The organism is Pedococcus sp. P1_H8, from assembly GCF_056405175.1.
This window is the reverse complement of the sequence record NZ_JBFUCP010000002.1, coordinates 31,102-52,413: the sequence shown is the minus strand read 5'-3', so window position 1 is coordinate 52,413 and position 21,312 is coordinate 31,102. Positions and strand designations below refer to the sequence as shown.

The following is a 21,312-nucleotide window of genomic DNA, read 5'->3' as shown; positions in this document are numbered from 1 at the left end:
AATCCGGGCCCGTTGTCACTCACTTAGTCACTCATCCGATCATCACCGTCGCCAGCGTCTCAACTGCCACGTGAACGCTGGGGACACGGCCGCATCCTCCGAAGGGGACGGCCCCGCGACGACCCATCCTCGCCACACGTGGGGCTCCGGGCCAACCCACCGCGCCCCAACATTTCCGCCCCAGTAACCTCGCACATCACACCCCCATCCGGCCTGACCTGTGGCCAGCCACAGGTCAGCGGCCCGACGGACCAAGGGCACACCTCGATGTGCTGCTGCGCGCCTCCGTTGACGCTGGAAGCCCACGTACCAACCAGGCAAAGGGTGAATTCGGATGAACAGATCACGCTGGACACAGGCCTTCATCGCGGCGTCGGTGCTGACCATCGCCAACTCGGCCCCGGCCCTCGCTACGGATGCCATCGGGTGTGGAGCGGTGCTGACCGCGAACACCACCTTGACGACGGACCTGGTCGGTTGTGTCGGGGACGGCCTCGTTGTCGGTAGCGACGGCATCACGGTCAACCTGAACGGACACGTCGTCAGTGGCGACACGGTCGAGGACCCGAGCGACATGGGTATCCGGGTCGCCGGGCATCAGCATGTGACGGTCACCAACGGCACCCTCCGGGGATTCTGGCGCGGCGTGGTCTTCGACGGGTCGCCCTCGGGCTCGGTCACCTTGATGTCTGTCAGTCAGATGACTCGGCGAGGGATCGTCTTTGTCGGCGGCTCTGACGGCGCCGTGGTCACGGACAACACCTCCGCCGACAACCAGGCCTCGGGAATCGCGATCGTCCGATCGGATGGCGCCCGAGTCAGGAACAACCGCAGCCTGCGCAACATCGGTGGTGCCGGCGTCCGGCTCGAGGGAGCGACGAACGCGACGGTCTCGCACAACTCGCTGAACGCCAACTCATGGGGCGTCCAGATGGAGGACGCCGTGGGCAACCAGTTGTCCAACAACACGCTGTCCGGCGACGTCGAACAAGGTTTCCAGATCGAATTCTCGAACGGCAACCTGGTGGACCACAACCTGGTCAGCGGCACCTCCACTGGCATAGGGGTCGGCGGTGACGGCAACACGATCACGAACAACCAGGTGCTGCACGGCGTCGGCCCAGACGGCATCGGCATCCAGATCGGCGGCGGCAACGGCAACCTCGTCGCAGGCAACACCGTGGTCGACCAGATCCGCTACGGCATCGAGGTCGACGACTTCGGGGACGAGGACCACCATTCCGTCGTCGGGACCGTCGTTCGGGACAATCTCGTTAACAGCGCCGGTGAGGGGATCGCGATCGGACCGGAAGCCGGCGGCGTTGTCCTCGACACTGTGATCGAGGGCAACCGGGTGACCGGTGCTGTCGACGACGGCATCCAGGTGCTCGGGCCGTCCACTGGTCTAGCCACCACGACGATCACCGGCAACGTCGCGGTGCACAACGGTGACCTCGGGATCGCCGCAGTTCCGGGGACGATCGACGGGGGCGGAAACCACGCGGCGGGCAACGGCAACCCATTCCAGTGCGTCTCGGTCAGCTGCCGCTGACCCGTCCACGCCGGAACCCCGGTGGCCAGGGGGCCCGGGGTTCCGGTATCCCCCCACTGCTGCACTCCATGGATGGGAGCATGACGACATGCGGCCAACCGTCCTCATCGTGGATGACCATGCGGACTTCCGCCGCTCGGCGGGGGCGATGTTGCAGGCCGAGGGATTCGACGTCGTCGGCGAGGCCGCTGATGGCGAGGCTGCTCTGCGCCTGCTTGCGGGGCTTCGACCAGACATCGTGCTGCTCGACATCCAACTTCCGGGCGCCGACGGCTTCGCGGTGGCCGACAAAGTCGCCAAGGGGACGGATCCGCCCATCGTCGTCCTGATCTCGAGCCGTGACCCGGACTCCTACGGCCGTCGACTCGTGGAGACGCAGGCACGTGGCTTCATTGCCAAGGACGTGCTGTGCGGGGCGTCGCTGACGGCGCTGCTCGAATGAGGCGGATGCCCAGAAGCTCCCTCTGGGCCTGGCTTGCCGCTTCCTCTTTCGGGCTGTGGTCGGAGTTGGCCGCGTCGCCGTGGGACCAAGCGATGCGGTGGCTGCCTGACCTCGCGGTCGGTCTGACCCTCCTGTCCTGTGGCCTGTTCGCCGCACGCCTCCGCCCCGGCGCGTGGACCGGCGCCCTATTGATGGCGGCCGGCCTGCTCTGGTTCGCCCCGAACTTGTCCAACGTCGGACCGACCCTGACCGGGTCCGTGGCCGCGGCACTGTTGTTCGCCCACCGCGGCCCTCTCCTGCACGCCATGGTCGCCTATCCCCGTGGCGAGACCGCATCGCCACCGGTGGTCGCCGCCATCGCGTTGGGATATTCCCTCTCTATCGCCCAGGCCTTCGTGCCGCGGCCGGGCCTCTCGTTGGCTCTGGCTGGCGTGGTTCTCATCGTCGCCCTTGGCCGTTACGTCGGCGCCTCACGGTCGGAGCGACGCACACGGGTCGTGGCCCTCGCTGTGGCCATCGTGTGGGCCATGCTGATGGGTGGTGAGGAACTGGCCCGCACGTTGAACTCGGGTGCTCGGCACGATCACCTGCTCCTGGTGACCTACCAGGCCACCATCGCGGTCGCCGCGATCGTCCTGACCGTGGGCTTGCGGTCGACGTGGTCGGATCGGGCCCTCGTGACCGACCTCGTGGTGGAGCTCGGAGCTTCTCGAACCGACGGAGTTCGCGGCGAGCTTGCCGCAGTGCTCGGCGACCCCGAACTGGAGGTCGGCTACTGGGTCGACGGAACCGGATATGTCGACACCCAGGGCCGGCGGCTGGACCTGGACCACGACGCAGACACCCGGTCGGTACTGCCGATCGAGCGCGACGGGCAACCAGTAGCCGTCCTGGTCCATCGGGCGACGCCGCTGTCCGACCCCCTCGTGGTGGACGCCGTTGCCGCCGCCGCCCTTCTGGTGACCACCAACGTACGCCTGCAGGCCGAGGTGCTGGGCTGGGTCGCGGACGTGGAGGCGTCCCGGCGCCGGATCGTCGAGGCGGCCGACGGGCAACGTGCCCGACTGGAGCTCCGGGTGCGAGAAGGCGCCATGAGCCGTCTCGGCGAGCTGAGCGCCGTTCTCGACCAGGCACGGGTCAGCTCAGGCAGCCACGAGGTGAGCGTGCGGATTGACGTGGCCCGGAGCCAGCTCTCACGAGCCGAGCAGGACCTGCGACAACTGGCTCGCGGGATCCACCCCCATCAGCTGGCGCAACGGGGACTGGTGGCCGCCCTGACGGACCTTGCCGCGGAGAGCCCGCTGCCCGTGGCGGTGGAGGCTCTCGGTCCGGTTGACCAAGCCCCGCAGGTCTTGGCTGCGGCTGCCTACTTCGTGTGCTCGGAGTCCCTGGCCAACGCGGTCAAGCACAGCGGAGCATCGGGAGCCACTGTGACCGTGGAGGTTCTCTCCGCGGAGGTCGTCGTGCAGGTGGCCGACAACGGCATCGGGGGCGCCGGCGCCACGGGCGGCACGGGACTGCAGGGGCTGGTGGACCGGGTCGCGGCCCTGGGCGGGACGCTGGAGGTGGTCAGTCCGCCAGGCGGTGGCACCCGGCTGGTGGCCAGGCTCCCCCGTTCACGGCCTGGTGGAGCAGGTTGAAGGGATCTGCGTTGGCGACTCGGAAGGGGTGGCGGCTGCGAGTCTGCGGATCTGGGCAATTGCGCTGCGGGTCCTGGGGTCCTTGTTCAGGTCCGCATAGACGGGTTCGAGCGCTGACCTGAGGGCGGCGAGCTGGACCGGAGTGGCGTTGACCAGTTGGGCGCCCTTGTCGCAGGCCGAGCGGATCGCGTTCGTCTGGTCGGCCACCCGACCAGACGCGTAGCGCCGGGTGTCGGCGGTGGCGGCGGCGAGCCAGCGGCGCTGCCGACTGGTCAGACCGGCATACACGTCGGGGTTGACGATCTCGACGCCTATCGACGCCCACAGCCGGACATTGGCGGTCACGTAGGGCGCCCTGGCCGGTAGGTCAGAGGAACCGTAGAAGGGGAAGCCGATGTTGAAGCCCTGAATCTGACCTGTGTCGAGGGCATGTGTCCGTCCGTCCCCGATGGCGGGGAAGGGGGTGGCCCCGAGGGCGCGAATCGCCTGCTCCTGCACCTTGGACGGGTAGGTTCCGAAGGAGACGCCCCTCCAGTCGCCGGGGGTGAGGAGCGGGTGTTTCACCCCCATCGGCAGCTGGAAGGCACCGGGGCTCATACCGAGGCCGGTCACCCCGGCCGGTTCGATCCCCGCGAGCAGCTGGTCGGCCAGCGGACTGGTCAGGACCGCGTTCTCCACCGCGTAGGAGTCGATCAGCAACGGCGCCGACAGCGCCTCCAGGCTCGTCACACCCACCGAGTCGAAGGTATTGCTGCCGACCCAGCCAAGGTCCACATCACCCGCTGCGACCGCGCGCACGACCTGTACCTCTGCGTCGGGTGCGTAGGAGCCAAAGGTGTTGAGCACCACGACCTGCACATCACCGCCGGACACGATGCCGACCGCCTCGATGAAGTGCGCAAGGTAGTTACTCGGCGCGTAACCCGTCTGGGCAAGTCGCAGCACGACCCGTGTGTCGCTCCCCGCCTTGTCCCTCTCCCGGTCGGGGGTTCCGCACCTCGCCAGCGAGGCCGCGAGCAAGGCGAGAGCGATGCACACGGACCAGCCTCGCCTGGACCTGGTCACGGTCGCCCCAAGGTCGGGCGGACGACCAGGATGGAGCCGTCCATGCCGAGGGCGAATCCCCTGCCGTCGCGTCCGAAACGCGGCGCCGTCGCCAGTGCTCCTTCCGCAACGGGCCACGTTGCCACGACACGGTGTTCGCGGTCGAAGACATAGGTGGGCCCGGGCCTGCACGGGCTGACGTAGGTGTCGCCGAGGTCGTCCACGGTGACGTCGCAGGGGCCGTACTCGCTGAGCAGTCCGCTGCCACCGAATGCGTCGACGGTGTGACCGTTGCCGTCCAGGTAGAGGATCCGGCCGGCGTTGTCGTTGGCGACCACCAACCGGTCGTGCACGTCGATCATCACCAGGTGGAAGTTCCCGACGAGGTCGGGATCGCGACCAGAGGAGCCCCCACCGATCTGCCACACCAGCGTGCCGCTCGGTGTGAGCTTGCTGACTGTCTGTCGCTGGTCATCTACGAGGTAGACGTTGCCGGAACGATCCACGACGAGGTCGAAGGGAATCTGGAACTGATCGGCACGGAAACCGTAGCTTCCGAACTCGTGGAGGAATCGGCCCTGGGGGGTGAAGACCTGAACGCGAGCGTTGCCGCTGTCCGAGACGTAGACCGATCCGTCCGGGCCAACCGTGATCTTCCCCGATACCCCGGCCGGGTCCGACGGGTCGGGGCCGACGAAGTTGAACGCGCCCGGCCCTTTGCCCGGTCTCCCCCAGCTACGCAGCGGTCGTCCATCGGCGGAGATGACGCTCACCCGCTGGCTGCTGTCGGTGAGGTAGAGGTTGCCGTCCGGCCCGAGCGCGAGAGCGTCGGGACGCTTCAGCCCCAGCGTCGTCGCGGAGTAGCGCGCCACGACCTCAAACGCTTTCGGCAGATTCGTTGCTGTCGTCCCGGCCGGGCTCACTCGGCCCGGGGTACCCCCGCACGCAACGGCCACCCAGCTCAGGGCGAGGACGAAGCCGACGAGGGCGGCCCGTCCATCGACTGCTGTGGACATGGCCCTCTCCGTCCCCTCGCGTGTCCCCGATCGTAGGGAGCCGGCCGGGACACCGCATCCGGTATCCGCAACACGCCACCACCTGGATCGCTAGGATCCGGCCATGGTGCCCGGGCGCACGGCGCTGGTCGACACCCTGCGGATCTGCGCGGGGGTCCTGGTGATCCTTGTCGGGGCGGCCGCCTTCTCCGTCGCCACCGGTCCCAGCCGCTACACCTCGTATGCCGGCCGCTCCAGCATGTCGGCGATCCTGACGCTTGCCACCGGCACGGCCCTCGTCGCCGCAGGCCTGGTCACCTCGCTGGGTCGCAGGCCGGCCGCCGAGGGCGACCTCGCTCAGCTGATCGGGCTCACCTGGTTCTGCCCCACTCTCGTCGGGTGGACAGAGGGGCCCCCGCTGGTGCGCGGCATCGCCCTGATGGGCACAGGGATGACGCTGCCCCTTGTCCTGCACCTGGTCGTCCGAGGCCTCACCCGCCCGGCCCGCCGGTGGCGCACCCTCGTCGTCGCCACGTATGGCGTATCGGTGGCAGCAGCGGTCCTCCTGGCACTCTTCCGGGATCCCTATCTCGACCCCAGCTGCTTCGCCAACTGCACCGTCAACCCCTTCCTCGTCCACAGCTCGCCCGACCTCGTTCGGGGCGTCGACACCATCGAACGATGGTTCGTCGCGGGGGCGGGCCTGCTCTTGGCCGGCCTCGGGGTGGCTCAACTGGCAGCCAGGCCGTCAAGCATGCGGCGTCGGTCACTCCCGCTGGCCGCCCCGGCCATAGTTGTGGGGGCGTCTGTCGCGGCCCACGCCGCAGTGAGCCTGCAGCGACCCAAGGAGGACCCGTCCAACGACATCCTCTACGGCCTGAACCTGGTCACGTGTGTGGGTCTCGGCCTGCTCGCCGGCGGGCTGTGTCTCGGCGTCGTCCTTCAGCAGCGCAGGCGCCAAGCCCTGGCCCGACTGGCCTCCGAGCTGGCCGCAACTCCGGTCGCCGGGCGGATGGAGGCAGCGCTTGGCAGCGCGCTGGGCGATCCCGGGCTCCGCCTTGCCTACCCGGTGGAGGACCCGACGCGCCTGGTGGACGCCCGAGGTCGACGGGTAACCGAGGATGATCCTGGCGACGAGCGTCAGGTCACCACCCTGACCCGCCAGGGCCGAGCCATCGCCGTCGTCACGCACGCGAGCACGAACCAGCACCTTGAGAACCACCTAGGATCCGCGGTCCGGCTGGGCCTGGACAACGAGCGGCTCCAAGCCGAGAGCCTGGCCCGCCTGGATGAGCTTCGCGCCTCGCGCGAGCGCTTCGTCGAGGCAGGCGACCTGGAACGTCGACGGCTCGAGCGCGACCTCCACGACGGCGCCCAACAGCGTCTCTTGGCGTTGTCCTACGACGTTCGCCTCGCCACCGCAACCGCCGCGGCCGAGGGCGACGACCGCACCGAGACGAGCCTGCGCCGAGCGACCGAGATCACCCAGCAGGTGCTGGGCGACCTGCGCGAGCTCGCCCGGGGGATCTTTCCCGCAGCTCTGGCCGAAGTGGGTCTGGCGGAGGCATTGCGCAGCTTCGCCGATGTCGCACCGATCCCGATCGACCTGCGGGTTGCCGACCAGGAACGCCACGCGGCATCCGTGGAGGCCGCCGGATACTTCGCCGTGGTCGAGGCGGTCGAAGACGCCTCCCACCGGGGAGCCACCAGCGCCCAGGTGTTCGTGCACAGCGAGCAGTCTCGAGTGGTGCTGGTGCTCCACGACAACGGCACGCCGCGCAGTTCGCCGATGATGGATCTGGTCGACCGAGTTGGTGCTCTCGGGGGCACCACTACCCTCGAGCCCACCACCTGTCGGCTGGAGATCCCGTGCGCGTAGTGGTGGCCGACGACACCCTGCTGACCCGGGCCGGCATCGTCGCCCTGCTTGGACAGGCTGGTGTGGAGGTGGTCGGGCAGGCCTCGGACGCCGCCGAACTTCTTGACTTGGTCGACCAGACCGGGCCAGACATCGCCCTCGTCGATATCCGGATGCCCCCGACCCACACGACCGAGGGACTCGTGGCCGCCGGTCGGATCCGCGCAGCCCATCCAGAGGTGGGCGTCCTGGTGCTGTCCCAGTACGTCGAACCCGCGTACGCGATGCAGTTGCTGACGGACCACACCGAGCGGATCGGCTATCTCCTCAAGGAACGAGTCTTCGACATCGCCACGGTGGTCGACGCTTTGCGCAGGATCACCGACGACGAGAGCGTCATCGACCCGACCATCGTGGCCCAGCTGGTGGGGCGACGCCGGAGTGTCGACCCGTTGGGGCCTCTCACCGCGCGTGAGCGCGAGGTGCTTGGCCTCGTCGCCGAGGGCATGTCCAACAAAGCCCTGGCCTCCCGACTGGTGGTCACCGAACGAACCGTCGAGGCGCACATCACCCAGATCTTCCTCAAGCTCGGACTGCCCGAGACCGCCGATGTGCACCGTCGGGTGTTGGCCGTTCTCACCTTCCTTCGCACCTGATCACCAGGGCATCCGACGAGGCTCACCGCAGTCGAGCCCGGCACGGCGACGCGGCCGAGGGTGTGGCTGGCCACAAGCCTCGATGTGGGTGGTCCGCGGGTTGACCCGGATGTCTGGGCGGTCCCGATCGGCGAGCCTTGAAATCCTCGAAGAATCACGAAGGGACGCCAGGCCATGACATCCAGACAGCCCGCACCCCCGACCTCGACGCGCGCTCGAGCCTTGGGGCGTCGGCGACGGATAGCCATCGCGACCAGTGTCGGGCTGCTCGCCCTGACCGCCGCGGCGTGTAGCAGCGACACTCGGGGCGCCACCGCAACCACCTCCGCTGCTACTGCGCCGCCTGCCACGGCAAAAACCACCCAGCAGAACGGTCAGATCGCGTTTGAGCTGCGCAACAAGGCCCCCTACGAGTCCGTGGTCTCCATCATGAACCCTGATGGGACGGGCGTCGTCACGTTGGCGTCCCCCGCGCCGTTCGAAGCCCCGCAATGGTCTCCCGACGGAAAGTCCATCGCCGGCATGGCAGCCGCGTCCGGAACGATCGCCGGCCACGTCGTGAATGTCGATACCGGCGCCGTCGTCGACATCCCGAACTCCGGGGGCGTGTTCATGGACTGCTTCGTCTGGCGACCCGATGCCCAGCGGTTGGCATGCGACAGCCTCAACTCGGCCGACCAGAACTCCGGCATCTACACGATCCGCGCATCGGACTGGTCGGATCTGCGCAAGGTCACCGCTAGCCCTGTTCTCGACGACCGCCCAGGCAGCTATTCGCCCGACGGCAAACGGATCGTGTTCGCGCGTTTCAACCACGACGGGTCATCAGTGGGACTCTTCGTCATCAACGCCGACGGAACTGGTCTCAAGCAGATCACTCCGACTGGGGCTCTGCTCGGCGGTAACAAATGGGGCGACTGGTCACCTCAAGGCAACGAGATCGTCTTCGCGCAAGGCGTCAACGCTGGTGCGCGCGCTGCCATCTGGGTCGTCCACGCCGACGGCAGCGGCCTGCACGAAATCCACTTTGACAGCCCCATCCCCTGCGGCGGACCCAAAGCGGACCCAAAGTCGCGCGGCTGCTTCGACGCGACGTGGTCACCCGACGGCAAGCAGATAGCCTTTATCGTCAACGAACCATCCGGCGAGGGTCGCAGCGTCTACACCGCCAACATCGACGGAAGCAACCTCACCCAGCTCACGCACGGAAACTCAGGGAACCCTGACTGGGGAACCCGTCCCCCGACCTGAGCCCCAACCCAGCCACAGTCTGCGCCAGACGACCGCCGGCCACGGCCCGAATGCGCGGCTACGGCAACGGCCACCGATCTACGTTTCCGCAGGTCAGGGGCCGTTTCGTGTTGGTGGGCGATACTGGGTCTGAACCAGTGACCTCGTCCGTGTCAACGACTTTCACACGGTCCGCAGACGTCCGTCGACGTCGTTCTGAGCACGCACCACTCCCCCACCGTCCGCCGACGTCCGCTCACATCCGTGGTCGTCGTCACAGCTTTAGTCACTCACCCCGATAACCCGCCGCCGTGGATGCAGGTGGCCGAGCCATCGGTGGTGAACGCGTACTCGTGGAGGCCTCCCCCCAGACGTGGATCGAAGTAGGCCCGGCCGACTCGAGAAGTGTCAAGGCCGGATGACGGAGTCGAGCGACGGGATCGCCTTGCCTGGGTTCAGAATCCCGTGAGGGTCGAGCGCCTTCTTCACGGCGTGGTGCATCCGGATGACCGGTGCGGAGAGCTCGCGAGCAAGGCCACTCATCTTGAGCAGTCCGACGCCATGTTCGCCCGTGACCGTGCCGCCAAGATCCAGCGCGTCACCGATGATGATCTCGAAGGCCGCCTTGGCCCGAGCCTGGGCCGCCTCATCGCCCGGTGTGGTGATGATGAGGGGGTGCAGGTTGCCGTCCCCTGCGTGGGCGATGTTGGCGATGAGCACGTCGTGGGCCTTCGCGGTCTTCTCGATACGCAGGAGCATCTCGGGGACCATCCCGATCGGGACGCACACGTCCTCGGTCAGCACCGGTCCGAGCCGCTCCAGGGCGGGGTACGCGAGCCGCCGGGCGGCAAACAGGGCCTCGGCTTCCTGCTCGTCCGATGACTGCGCCGCGAAGGTCGCGCCGCCCTCCTCGAAGCAACGCACCAGCTCGGCGGCCTCGGCGTCTCCCGCGGCTCCAGGCGTGTCGGTGCGCCCGATCAGCACGACCTCCGCGTCGACGGCGAGGCCCATGTGCTTCCAGGCATCGACGGCCTCGAGGCAGTAGCGGTCGACCAGCTCCAGCGCCGACGGGACGACGCCGGACGCCGCGACGAGGGCGACCGCCCGGCCGGCGTCCACGACCGAGCCGAAGTACCCCGCCACGGTTCGGGCCGGCGACGGAAGCAACCGCAGCCGAAGGGTCGCCTCGGTGACGATCGCGAGAGTCCCTTCAGACCCGACGAGAAGGCCCCGGAGGTCGTACCCGGCGACACCCTTGGCGGTCCTGCGGCCGACCCGCACGACGTCACCAGTTCCCGTGACGGCCTCGAGCTCGAGCACGTAGTCGCCCGTGACTCCGTACTTGACGCAGCACATGCCGCCCGCGTTCGTCGCGATGTTGCCGCCGATGGTCGACCAGGGCGAGCTCGCCGGGTCAGGTGGGTACCAGAGTCCTTGTCCCGCAACGGATGCGCGCAGGTCGTCGTTGACGACTCCGGGCTGGACACGGACCCAGCGCTCGGCCTCGTTGACCTCGAGGACAGCGGCCATCCGCTCCATCGAGAGGATGACGCAGCCGTCCACGGCGTTCGCCGCTCCGGAAAGCCCGGTCCCGGCGCCCCGCGCCACGATCGGCACTGCCTCCGCGATGCACCAACACACTACTTGGGCGACCTCCGCGGTCGAGGACGGCCGGACGACGGCCAGCGGCGCGCCATACGGAGCCCACTCCGCCTCGTCGTGCGCATAACGTGCCATCGACTCGGTGGCCGTGATCACGGCGCCCGCGGGCAGCGTCGACACCAGGTCCTCGATCATGTCCCCTCCTGCGTTCCCCGAGGAACCGTCAGCGACCGACGAAGGCCAGAAGCGCGCGGTTCACGGCGTCCGGCTCGTCGAAGTTGGCGGCGTGACCGCAGGCGTCGATGACGACGGCGCTGACCAGCGGGTTCTCCTTGGCCATCCAGGTGGCGTGGTCGGACGGCCAGTACTGGCTGTCGGCCCCGGCGATCATGAGGATCGGCACGGTGGACCGCACGAGGACGTCTCGCCAGTCCGCCGCGGCGTGGTCCTGCAGCAGTGGGCGGGTTACGGGGTCGGCAGCATCGCCCATGACGGGCATCGCACCGATGGCTGCCGCCATGGCCGAGAGCCCGACCAGGGTCTTCTCGATGCCCAAGCCTCGTCCGGTTTGGGGGATCCCGGCCTCGAAGAACGTCCCCACGTTCTCGGGCGTGAGTCCGTAGAAGCCGTTGTCCCAGCCGTCCGCGTTGAGCATCTTGGGCGTCTGGTCCACGGAGGCCATGCCCAGGCAGCGGTCGTACCCGAACAAGTCGAGGTAGGCCCAGATCGCGCTCGCGCCCATGGAGCCACCGACGAGGTATGCCGCGTCGAGACCGAGTGCGTCGAGCAGCTCGTGCAGGTCCTTGCCGTGTCGGGAGAGGCGCTGGCCGTGGGTGGGCGTCTCCGACAGCCCGTGGTTGCGCCGGTCGAAGCCGATCACGCGGTACCCCGCTGCGAGCAGCGCCTGCTCCTGGAAGTACCAGCTCGTCGCCGGCGCCGTGAACCCGGCGACGAGGATGACCGGCGTGCCCACGCCTTCGTCGGTGTAGGCCAGCGTCACGTCGTCGCTCGTCTGGAACTGCGGCATCTCGAACTCCTCTGGTCGATGTCCCCATCACACCACCGGCGTCGAGGACAGGCACGGGAGCATTCCTCCGACGTTCGAGCCTCCGGGTGGTTGAATCGTCCTGACGGCAACGGTGCCGGAGCCACGGAGAGGTGGGAGCACTATGGCCACAGCTCACGGACGCGGCTGGCTCGAGCTGCTGCTCGCCGGCGCCTCGGGCGCCGAGCTCGACACCCATCGCAGCACCCTCCTCGGCTCTGCCCCCGACGACGATCGGGGCCGTGTCGAGGAGGACGCAGCCAGGGCCCGTCAGCTCAGCGACCTGCTCCGCGAGCACAAGCGGCACGCCGAGGAGCTCGGGGTCCTCAACGACCTCGCCCGGGGCCTGTCCACGCTACGCGACCCGTCCGAGACTCTCGCCGAGGTGGCCCGGCAGGCTCGCCGCTTCCTCGCGGTCGACGTCGCCTACCTCATGCTGCTCCAGGCCGACGGCAAGCTGCGGATCGAGACCATCGACGGGTCGCTCGGCACGGTGATGCGCGGCATCGAGCTGGGCCCCGGCGAGGGCCTGGGCGGTCGGGTGCTGGCCACCGGAGTACCCATCTGGACCTCCAACTACGTCAAGGACGTCGCGATCGAGCACACGTCGTGGCTCGACCGTGCTGCCGAGAGCGAGCAGCTCGGCGGCATCCTCGGCGTCCCGCTCCTCCAGGGCGACGCGACCATCGGGGTCCTGCTCGCCGCCGACCGCAGCCCGCGCGAGTTCGCCGACCGTGAGGTCGCCCTGCTCGCTGCGCTCGCCTCGCACGCAGCCGTGGCCATCCGCAACTCCCACCTGTTCGACGAAACCCGTTCTGCCGCGCAGGAGCTCGCCGAGGGCAACGTCAGGCTGCGTGACACCGCCGAAGCCAACCAGCGCGCCATCCGGCTGCACGACCGCCTCATGAGCGTCGTTCTCGGAGGGGGTGGGCCAGCCCAGGTCGCCGACGCACTCGAGGACGCTTTGGCCGCCAGGATCGCGGTCTACGACGAGCAGGACCAGGCGCTTGCCTCAGGCCGAGCCCACGCCGGCTCGGGCTCGACTCACATGCCACCGACGCTGGCCCAGCTGCTCGGGTCACCGTCCGTCGCCGAGCACTTCACCGAGCACGGCGCGGCGAGTGGTGCGGTGGAGGTCGAGGGCGAGCACCTCGCAGTCACCCCGGTGTCGCTGCGCGAACGGATCGTCGGCTCGGTGGTGGCGCGCACCGACGGTCCCCTCAATGCCGACGAGCTGCGCCTGCTGGAGACGGGCAGCACCGTCATCGCGCTCACCATCGCCTCGGAGCGGGCCGTCGGCGAGGCAGAGCTGCGCGCGCGGGGCGAGCTCGTCAGTGCCGTGCTGCTCGGCAGCCTCGACGAGGAGTCGCTGCGACGGCGCGCCCGCACTGCGGGCGTCGACCTCGCCACCGTGCAGTCGGTCGTCGTGCTCTCCCCCACGCCGGGTGACGCCGCCAGGGCAGCGTCGCTCGTCGGCCGGCTTGCTTCGGCCTTGGGCGGCTGGTCGGCGGAACATGCGGGCCGGGCAGTCGCGCTGCTCCGCGAGGACGACCTCACCGCGGTGCGAACGCGACTGGAGGCCTTGGCGGGAGGCCAGCTCCCGGGCACGGCCGGCATTGCCCCCAGTGACGGGGGTACGGCTGGAGTGCGCGACTCCTACCGCAGCGCCGACCAGTGCACGGCGATCCTGCGAGGACTCGGCCGCACGGCCTCCTGCGCCCTGTCCCCCGAGTTGGGCATCTACCGCACCGTCTTCAGTCGCAGCGGACGCGGTGAGATCGACGTCTTCGTCCAGGCCACCCTCGGACCGCTCGTCGACCACGACCGCGCCCACCGACGCGACCTCGTGCCCACGCTCGAGGCCTACCTCGCCGAGTCACGCCACCACGCCAACACCTGCGCCCGCCTGCACGTCCACGCCAACACCCTGTACGCGCGCCTCGACCGGATCACCGAGGTGCTCGGCGAGGACTGGAAGGACCCGGAGCGCGCATTCGACCTCCAGCTCGCACTGCGACTGCGCCGGCTGGACGCGACCGTCGGCCAGGGCTCCCCCTCCGACTGACTCTGACAGGCGGTCCAGTCCCGCACCTCCGCCACACCTCCGCATCACTCCACCGCACGGACTGACAGGTATCCCCCATGTCCGGGTCAGGGTGTGGACTCTTTCTCCGTTCAGGTGGTCAGGCCTCCCGTGGTCCGATGACTCTCGCCGGCCAACGAGGGTCGGCAGGTCTGGAACGGAGTGGCGGACATGCGACGGATCGTGGCTCAGCGCCTCCTCTGGTCGGCACCGATGGTCCTGCTCGTGTCGGCGCTCACCTTCGTGCTTGCCTGGCTCACCCCCGGTGACGCCGCCCGCACGGTCCTCGGGACCAACACCAACCCCGAGGCGTACCAGCAGGTCCGCACCCAACTCGGCCTCGACCAGTCCCTGGCGACGCAGTACACCAGCTGGCTGTCGGGCGTCGTCCGCGGGGACTTCGGCGAGTCGCTGTTCACCGGTGAGTCCGTCTCGACGATCCTGGCCCAGCGTGCCGGTGTCAGCCTCTCGCTGATCCTCGGAGCCACCCTCGTGTGCGCCGTGGTCGGGGTCGGGCTCGGCACGCTCAGCGCCGTCGTCGGCGGCTGGGTGGCCCGCGCCGTCGACGCCCTGTCGCTGTTCGGCATGAGCGTGCCGACCTTCTGGTTCGCGCTGCTCCTGGTCCTCGTTGCGGCGGTGCGCTTTCCCCTGTTCCCTGCCACAGGCTACGTGCCACTCACCCAGAGTCCCGCAGCCTGGTTCGTCTGCCTCGTGCTCCCGGTCATCGCCCTCGCCGTCGGCGGGATCGCCATGGTCGCCAAGCAGACCCGCGGCGCGATGATCGACGTCCTCGGTAAGGAGTACATCCGGGTGCTGCGCGCCAACGGCGTCCGCCCCCGCGCGATCCTGCTGCGGCACGGGCTCAAGAACGCAGCCGTCCCGGTCGTGACCGTCCTCGGCCTCATCATGGTCGGCCTCCTCGGCGGCACGATCCTCGTCGAGCAGGTCTTTGCCCTCCCGGGCATCGGCAGCCTCGCCGTGACGGCCACCGCGAAGCACGACCTACCCGTCCTGGAGGGCGTCGTCGTCGCCTACGCCCTCATCGTCGTCGTCCTCAACCTCGCCACCGACCTCGCGTACGCGTGGCTCAACCCCAGGATCGAGGCAGCATGACCGCCGAGACCGCCGCCGCCCTCGCGCCGGCCACCCCGGGCAGCGCCCCTCGCCGGGCCATCGGCCTCAGCATGCTGAGGCGTGTGCTACGACGGCCGCTCGGCGCACTCTGTGTCGCCTGGCTGCTCGCGGTGACCCTCGGCAGCTTCTTCGCCTCCGCCGTCGCACCGTACGGTCCTCTCGAGCAGGACCTCGTCGCCACCTACAGCGGACCGAGCGCAAGCCACTGGCTCGGCGCCGACCAGCTCGGCCGCGACATCCTGTCGCGCATCCTCCATGGCGGGCAGGTCAGCCTCCCCGCCGTCCTGGAGGCCGTCGCGGTGTTCGTCGCCATGGGCCTCGGGCTGGGTCTGCTCGCCGGGTATGCCGGGGGCGCGACCGAGCGCCTCGTCATGCGGGTGTGCGACATGCTGATGTCGATCCCGATCGTCGTCATCCTGCTCGTTGTCCTCGCGGTCTTCAGCCGTAACGAGACCGCGGCGATGATCACCTTCGGCTTCCTCGCCTCCGCCGGACTCGCTCGGGTGGTGCGGGCATCGACCATCGAGGTCCGCGCCGAGCAGTTCGTCACCGCCGCGGTGACGGCCGGCATGACGCCGTTGCACGTGCTCCGTCGCCATGTCCTGCCCCGGGTCGCTGGCCCGGTGATCATCCAGGCCGCCCTCCTCGCCGGCTCCGCGCTCCTGGTCGAGAGCGGCCTCAACTACCTCGGTCTGGGCATCCAGCCGCCTGCTCCCAGCTGGGGTGGCCTCGTCGCGGACGCGTCGCAGGCCATCGACACCCAGCCGTGGCTGCTGGTCCCCAGCGGTGCGGTTATTGTCCTCACGGCCCTGGCCCTCGGGCTGCTCGGCGACGTGGTCCGCGACCTCTCCGCCGATCCGACCCTCGCCGGACGCACGCTGTCCTGGCGGGCGATGCAGACCCGGGTCCTCCGCACCCGGTCCGACGCGACGGACAGCCCCGCGGACAACCGCAGCGACGCGGCATACCTGGCAGGTCAGGCCGACCACGCGGGACGGAGCCTTCTCTCGGTCCGTGACCTGACCGTCACGGTCGGCGACACGACGCTCGTGGACCGGGTCACCCTCGACGTCCGTCGCGGCGAGACCCTCGGCCTGGTCGGCGAGTCCGGCTGCGGCAAGACGATGACCGTCTCCGGTCTGCTCCGGCTGCTGCCGCCCGAGGGCACCCTCTCAGCCCAGGAGTACACCTTCGACGGCGAGGACCTGCTCGCCCTCGACGAGCCCCGGATGGGCCGGGTTCGTGGCACTCGCATCGGGTACATCGCCCAGGAACCCGTGGCTGCCCTCGACCCCTCCTTCACCGTCGGTCGTCAGCTCGGCTACGTCGTGCGCCAGCACACGGGCCTCCGCGGAGCTGCACTGCGTGCCCGGGTGCTGGAGCTGCTCGGCCTGGTCCGGCTCCCCGACCCTGCCGCCGTGGCCCGCAAGCACCCCCACGAGTTGTCCGGAGGGATGGCGCAACGGGTCGCGATCGCCCGGGCCCTGGCCGGTCAGCCGGACCTGCTCATCGCCGACGAGCCCACCACGGCGCTCGACGTGACCGTGCAGGCCGAGATCCTCGACCTGCTGCGCGACCTGCAGACGACCATGGGGATGGCCCTGATCATCGTGACCCACGACTGGGGCGTCGTCGCCGACATCTGCGACCGGGCCATGGTGATGTATGCCGGCCAGGTCGTCGAGAGCGCGACCGTCGCCGACATCTTCGCCGCGCCGAGCCACCCCTACACGGCAGCCCTGCTGGCGGCGAACCCGCACGGCAGCACGCCGATGGAGCCGCTGGCAGCGATCCCCGGCCAGGTGCCCGCTCCTGGCACGTGGCCGACCGGTTGCCGGTTCCAGGCGCGCTGCGCCCTCGCCACGGAGGCGTGCGGCTCCGGGCCGGTCCCGGTCACCCTCGCCACCAGCGGCTCGGCCGTGCGGTGCCTCCACCCGCTGACCGCCACGACCGCCACGACCCCGGAGAGGAGCCTGCACGATGTCGGAGCTTCTTGAGATCGAGTCCCTGTCGGTGACCTACCGCCGCCGCCGGCGCGCGGTCACCCCCGCCCTCACGGACGTGAGCCTGAGCATCGCGCAGGGCCGGACCTACGGGCTGGTCGGCGAGTCGGGGTCGGGCAAGTCCACCCTCGGCAAGGCCGTCCTCGGCCTCGCGCCCGTCGAGTCCGGCCGGATCCTGTTGGACGGCAACGACATCACCCACGTCACTGGTGCGGCCCGTCGCCGGCTCAGCCAGGACATCCAGGTGGTGTTCCAGAACCCCTACGGTTCCTTCAACCCGAGCCGCACCATCGGCCAGTCGGTCGCCGAGACCCTCGAGGTGCAGAGCGACCTCTCTGCTGCGCAGGTCCGCAGCAGGGTCGGCGAGGCGCTGGAGCGGGTCGGCATCGGTGCGACCGCGATCGACCGCTACCCGAGCCAGTTCTCGGGTGGTCAGCGCCAGCGCATCGCCATCGCCAGGGCGCTGCTGCCCCGGCCTCGCCTGGTGATCTGTGACGAGGCCGTGAGCGCGCTCGACCTGTCGATCCAGGCTCAGGTGCTCAACCTGCTCGTCGACCTGCAGCGCGACCTCGGCGTCTCCTACCTGTTCATCAGCCACGACCTCGAGGTGGTGCGCCACCTCTGCCACGAGGTCGGAGTGCTCCGGCAGGGCGTGCTCGTGGAGGAGGGCTCAGCCTCGGTCGTCTGCGAGACCCCGGCCCACATCTACACCAAGCGGCTGCTGGCGGCCGCGCCGATCGCGCACCCGCAGCAGCAGCAAGAACGCCGCGAGGCCCGACGCCACCTGCGCCTCGCCACCGCCGAGACCTGACCCCCGGACCCCGGTCAGACGGCATACCCCCGCACCGCCCGCACGACTCCAACCCAGCCGGACAACACCTGAGCCTTATACAGAAAGAGGACCACCATGACCACCACACCGCGCCGCCGTAGGCGGTTGCTGACCTCCCTGCTGGCGACAGCCGCCGTGGCCACGATGGCCTCGGGGTGCGCCGGCGTCGCCAAGGACGCCCAGAGCGGTGGCAGGGCCGCCGTGAAGGGCGGCACGCTCACCGTTGCCTTCGGCTTCCCGCCCCAGAGTCTCGACCCCGGCCAGAACGGCAACGGAGGGCAGAACATCGTCCAGTGGCTCACCTACGAGCCGCTCATCCGCGCCAAGTCCGACGGGACGATGGCTCCCGGCCTCGCCGAGAAGTGGGGCTACGTCGGCACCGGCAACAAGGCCTTCGAGCTGACCCTGCGAAAGGGCGTCACCTTCGCCGACGGCACCCCCGTCAACGCCGCCGCGGTCGTGGCCACCCTCGAGCGCTACCTCAAGACACCCGCCCCCTTGAGCCACTGGCTCTACGGCATCACCGGCTTCGAGGCCAAGGGTGACGACGTCGTCGCCGTCAAGCTCGACAAGCCCAACCCGATCCTGCCGCTGGTCTTCAGCCAGGCGGCCAACTGGGGCGACATCATCAGTCCTGCAGGCCTCAAGGACACCAAGGCCCTGGCGAACACCACCCACGGAGCGGGCCCCTACACGCTCGACAGCGCGGGGACGGTCGCCGGTGACCACTACACGTTCGTCAAGAACCCCAAGTACTACAACGCCGGCGGGGTGACCTACGACAAGATCGTCCTGAAGATCATCCCCGACCAGAACGCCGCCCTCCAAGCGCTCAAGAGCGGCCAGGTGGACATCGACATGAACGCCTCCGACCGGCTGGCTGACCAGGCCAAGGCTGCCGGGGCGGACGTGATCGGCGGAGTCAACATCACCTCGGCCATCTTCCTCATGGACCGTGACGGCGTGACCGCTCCCGCCCTCAAGGACGTCCGCGTCCGCCAGGCGCTCAACTACGCGATCGACCGCAAGGCAGTCGCGAAGGCTCTCGGCGCCGCCTACAAGCCGACTGCGCAGGTCGCCACCGAGGGCACCGACGGCTACGTCAAGGAGCTCGACGACGCCTACCCCTACGACCCCGCCAAGGCCAAGGCCCTCCTGGCCGAGGCCGGCTACGCCAAGGGGTTCTCCTTCGACCTCGTCTCGACGGCGCTGCTAGGCGGTGACGTCGTCTCGCAGGCCGTCGTCTCCCAGCTCGCCAAGGTGGGCGTGAAGGTCAAGCTCAAGAGCACCGGTGCCGACCTCAACCAGCTCATCGCCGACATGGCCTCCAAGAAGTTCGCCGCGGTGTCGTTCAACGTCGGAGGGTCGATGTTCACCAACGCCCTGCAGAACTTCACCTCTCCGGTCTCGCCGCTGAACCCGTTCCAGAGCAAGGGCGCCGAGGTGCTCGGAGCCTTCGACCAGCTCGCGGCGGCCCCGGAGTCCGAGCTGGCAACCAAGGCCCAGGCCCTCAACCGGGCGGCCGTCGAGCAGGCCTGGTTCATCCCGGTCGGGTCCAACCCGTACTACGTCTTCACCAAGGGCGTCACCAAGCCCGGCAACGTGACCGAGGGCGGCGTCGTCGACGTCCTCGACTGGAAGCCGGCCAGCTGACCACGCCCACCGCATCCCCGGTGCGGGGCAGCGCTCGCACGGCGCTGCCTCGCACCGGCCCCCACATGCCACACCACGGCCCGACACACCCGACCACAGGCCCGACCCTGACCACGGAGGACGCGAGATGACCACCACCGAGACCGACCAGGTCACCCAGGTGCCGCTGGCTGCCGAGGCGCAGGCGCTCGTGGACGAGGTGAATGCTGCTGCGGCTGCCGCCGGTCCTGCTCCGGTCGGCGCTGCTGCGATCACCATCGCCCGTGCCACGTTCGGGGTGATGGTGGAGATGCTCCGTGGCGGCCCGGTCGTCTCTCCGCACGTCGGACGCGTGCACGACGAAGTGGTGCCGGGCCCGGTCGACGTGCCCGTCCGGATCTACGAGCCCGGCCCTGAGCACGACGTCGCGGTGGACGTGGTCGTCTTCATCCACGGCGGCGGGTTCATCAGTGGCGACCTCGACTCCTACGACCACGAGGTCCGGACGCTGACCGCGAGGACCGGGGCGCGAGTGGTCTCGGTCGACTACCGGCTGGCTCCCGAGGTCCCGTACCCGGGACCCTTCGAGGACTGCCTGACGGTGCTGGAATGGGCCGCGGCCCAACCGCACCGGACCCTCAGCGTCGTGGGCGACAGCGCTGGTGGAAACTTGGCGGCCTGTGTGGCGATCGCCGCGCGTGACAGGGGTATCCGGCTGGCCGCCCAGCTGCTCATCTACCCTGTCATCGACCCGACCCTGCGGGGCAGCTCGTTCCGGGAACGAGGTGAGGGCTACCTGCTGACGACTGCGTCGCTCGCCTTCGACTGGGACTGCTACGTCCCCGACATCGCCCTGCGCACGCAGCCCTTTGCCGCACCAGGTGCCGCTGCCAGCCTCGCGGGCGTGGCGCCGGCCATCGTGACCAGCGCTGGCTACGACCCGCTGCGCGACGACGCCACGTGGTATGCCGGTCGGCTGGCCGCCGACGGCGTCGAGACCGTCCTCCTCGAGCACCCCGACCTCATGCACGCCTACTGGCAGCTCGCGCCGCGGGTGCCTGCCGCGGCGGCCGCCGTCGACCAAGCCCTGGCTGCCCTGACCCAGCTCATCGAGCGGGCAGCCACCGTCGACGTGTGAGTCGGAGTCAGGCTCAGCCTCCCATGGGGCAAGGACAACGAAACAGCCCCTGACCTGCATTTCCGCAGGTCAGGGGCTGTCTATCGATGGTGGGCGATACTGGGTTTGAACCAGTGACCTCTTCCGTGTCAAGGAAGCGCGCTACCACTGCGCCAATCGCCCGGGGTCGTGCTGGGTGGTCGTCGTGCTGGGTGGTGCTGGGTTCGACTCAGGGTTCAAGTCGTCTGAGGTGGAGACGGGATTTGAACCCGTGTACGCGGCTTTGCAGGCCGCTGCCTCGCCTCTCGGCCACTCCACCGTGAAGGCGGTCAAAACCCTCCGAGCGGATGACCGGGCTCGAACCGGCGACCTCAACCTTGGCAAGGTTGCGCTCTACCAACTGAGCTACATCCGCATACACGCGCTATTGGTGTTGAACGGGGTTTT

At 69.3% G+C, this 21,312-nt stretch carries 16 protein-coding genes and 3 tRNA genes; 12 read left to right on the top strand and 7 right to left on the bottom strand.

Features of this window, described 5'->3' with window-relative positions; all coding sequences use genetic code 11:
- Window positions 1-334: 334 nt before the first annotated feature.
- The 3 genes from AC1DYG_RS02235 (at window position 335) to AC1DYG_RS02225 (ending at window position 3,634) form a co-directional block, all read left to right on the top strand.
- Window positions 335-1,552, top strand: coding sequence for a NosD domain-containing protein (locus AC1DYG_RS02235; protein WP_477638268.1), 1,218 nt, complete (start codon window positions 335-337; stop codon window positions 1,550-1,552).
- A gap of 88 nt (window positions 1,553-1,640) precedes the next feature.
- A complete protein-coding gene (locus AC1DYG_RS02230; RefSeq protein WP_477638267.1) occupies window positions 1,641-1,994 on the top strand; it encodes a response regulator in 354 nt (117 codons plus the stop codon).
- Between the two features lie 92 nt (window positions 1,995-2,086).
- Window positions 2,087-3,634 (top strand): sensor histidine kinase, encoded by a 1,548-nt coding sequence (locus tag AC1DYG_RS02225; RefSeq protein WP_477638266.1) that lies wholly within the window; start codon window positions 2,087-2,089, stop codon window positions 3,632-3,634.
- Here the strand turns inward: AC1DYG_RS02225 and AC1DYG_RS02220 are convergent.
- Together AC1DYG_RS02220 and AC1DYG_RS02215 are read right to left on the bottom strand one after the other, a co-directional pair.
- Window positions 3,611-4,672 carry a TRAP transporter substrate-binding protein gene (locus AC1DYG_RS02220; protein WP_477638265.1) on the bottom strand — a complete coding sequence of 354 codons (1,062 nt, stop codon included), beginning with the start codon at window positions 4,670-4,672 and terminating at the stop codon, window positions 3,611-3,613. The genes AC1DYG_RS02225 and AC1DYG_RS02220 overlap by 24 nt on opposite strands.
- A gap of 23 nt (window positions 4,673-4,695) precedes the next feature.
- On the bottom strand, window positions 4,696-5,694 hold the full coding sequence (locus AC1DYG_RS02215) for an NHL repeat-containing protein (RefSeq protein WP_477638264.1): 999 nt from the start codon (window positions 5,692-5,694) through the stop codon (window positions 4,696-4,698).
- Window positions 5,695-5,797: 103 nt separating this feature from the next.
- On the opposite strand from AC1DYG_RS02215, the gene AC1DYG_RS02210 reads away from it, so the two are divergent.
- From AC1DYG_RS02210 to AC1DYG_RS02200, 3 genes are all read left to right on the top strand, one after another.
- A complete protein-coding gene (locus tag AC1DYG_RS02210; RefSeq protein ID WP_477638263.1) occupies window positions 5,798-7,552 on the top strand; it encodes a sensor histidine kinase in 1,755 nt (584 codons plus the stop codon).
- Entirely contained in the window at window positions 7,543-8,187 is a 645-nt protein-coding gene (locus tag AC1DYG_RS02205; RefSeq protein WP_477638262.1) for a response regulator transcription factor, read from the top strand. Before AC1DYG_RS02210 ends, AC1DYG_RS02205 begins: the two co-directional genes overlap by 10 nt.
- Window positions 8,188-8,361: 174 nt before the next feature.
- Entirely contained in the window at window positions 8,362-9,438 is a 1,077-nt protein-coding gene (locus tag AC1DYG_RS02200; RefSeq protein WP_477638261.1) for a TolB family protein, read from the top strand.
- 387 nt (window positions 9,439-9,825) lie between these two features.
- Here AC1DYG_RS02200 and AC1DYG_RS02195 read toward each other — a convergent pair whose 3' ends face one another.
- Window positions 9,826-11,214: an FAD-binding oxidoreductase gene (locus AC1DYG_RS02195; protein WP_477638260.1), complete on the bottom strand. Its 1,389-nt coding sequence runs from the start codon at window positions 11,212-11,214 to the stop codon at window positions 9,826-9,828.
- A 28-nt stretch (window positions 11,215-11,242) separates the two neighbouring features.
- Window positions 11,243-12,046: an alpha/beta fold hydrolase gene (locus AC1DYG_RS02190; protein ID WP_477638259.1), complete on the bottom strand. Its 804-nt coding sequence runs from the start codon at window positions 12,044-12,046 to the stop codon at window positions 11,243-11,245.
- Window positions 12,047-12,188: 142 nt separating this feature from the next.
- Between AC1DYG_RS02190 and AC1DYG_RS02185 the strand changes: the two genes are divergently transcribed.
- The 6 genes from AC1DYG_RS02185 (at window position 12,189) to AC1DYG_RS02160 (ending at window position 20,886) form a co-directional block, all read left to right on the top strand.
- On the top strand, window positions 12,189-14,129 hold the full coding sequence (locus AC1DYG_RS02185) for a helix-turn-helix domain-containing protein (protein ID WP_477638258.1): 1,941 nt from the start codon (window positions 12,189-12,191) through the stop codon (window positions 14,127-14,129).
- Window positions 14,130-14,330: 201 nt separating this feature from the next.
- Window positions 14,331-15,260: an ABC transporter permease gene (locus AC1DYG_RS02180; protein ID WP_477638257.1), complete on the top strand. Its 930-nt coding sequence runs from the start codon at window positions 14,331-14,333 to the stop codon at window positions 15,258-15,260.
- Window positions 15,257-17,278, top strand: a complete 2,022-nt coding sequence (locus tag AC1DYG_RS02175) for a dipeptide/oligopeptide/nickel ABC transporter permease/ATP-binding protein (RefSeq protein WP_477638256.1) — start codon at window positions 15,257-15,259, stop codon at window positions 17,276-17,278. The genes AC1DYG_RS02180 and AC1DYG_RS02175 overlap by 4 nt, the downstream gene beginning before the upstream one ends.
- Window positions 17,262-18,095 (top strand): ATP-binding cassette domain-containing protein, encoded by an 834-nt coding sequence (locus tag AC1DYG_RS02170; RefSeq protein ID WP_477638255.1) that lies wholly within the window; start codon window positions 17,262-17,264, stop codon window positions 18,093-18,095. Before AC1DYG_RS02175 ends, AC1DYG_RS02170 begins: the two co-directional genes overlap by 17 nt.
- A 96-nt stretch (window positions 18,096-18,191) precedes the next feature.
- Entirely contained in the window at window positions 18,192-19,769 is a 1,578-nt protein-coding gene (locus AC1DYG_RS02165; protein ID WP_477638254.1) for an ABC transporter substrate-binding protein, read from the top strand.
- A gap of 127 nt (window positions 19,770-19,896) precedes the next feature.
- Window positions 19,897-20,886 (top strand): alpha/beta hydrolase, encoded by a 990-nt coding sequence (locus AC1DYG_RS02160; protein ID WP_477638253.1) that lies wholly within the window; start codon window positions 19,897-19,899, stop codon window positions 20,884-20,886.
- An 87-nt stretch (window positions 20,887-20,973) separates the two neighbouring features.
- On the opposite strand, the gene AC1DYG_RS02155 is transcribed toward AC1DYG_RS02160, so the two are convergent.
- From AC1DYG_RS02155 to AC1DYG_RS02145, 3 genes are all read right to left on the bottom strand, one after another.
- Window positions 20,974-21,048, bottom strand: a tRNA-Val gene (locus AC1DYG_RS02155).
- Window positions 21,049-21,113: 65 nt separating this feature from the next.
- Window positions 21,114-21,184: transfer RNA gene (locus tag AC1DYG_RS02150), tRNA-Cys, on the bottom strand.
- Between the two features lie 23 nt (window positions 21,185-21,207).
- Window positions 21,208-21,280 (bottom strand) — tRNA-Gly (locus AC1DYG_RS02145).
- Between the last annotated feature and the right edge of the window lie 32 nt (window positions 21,281-21,312).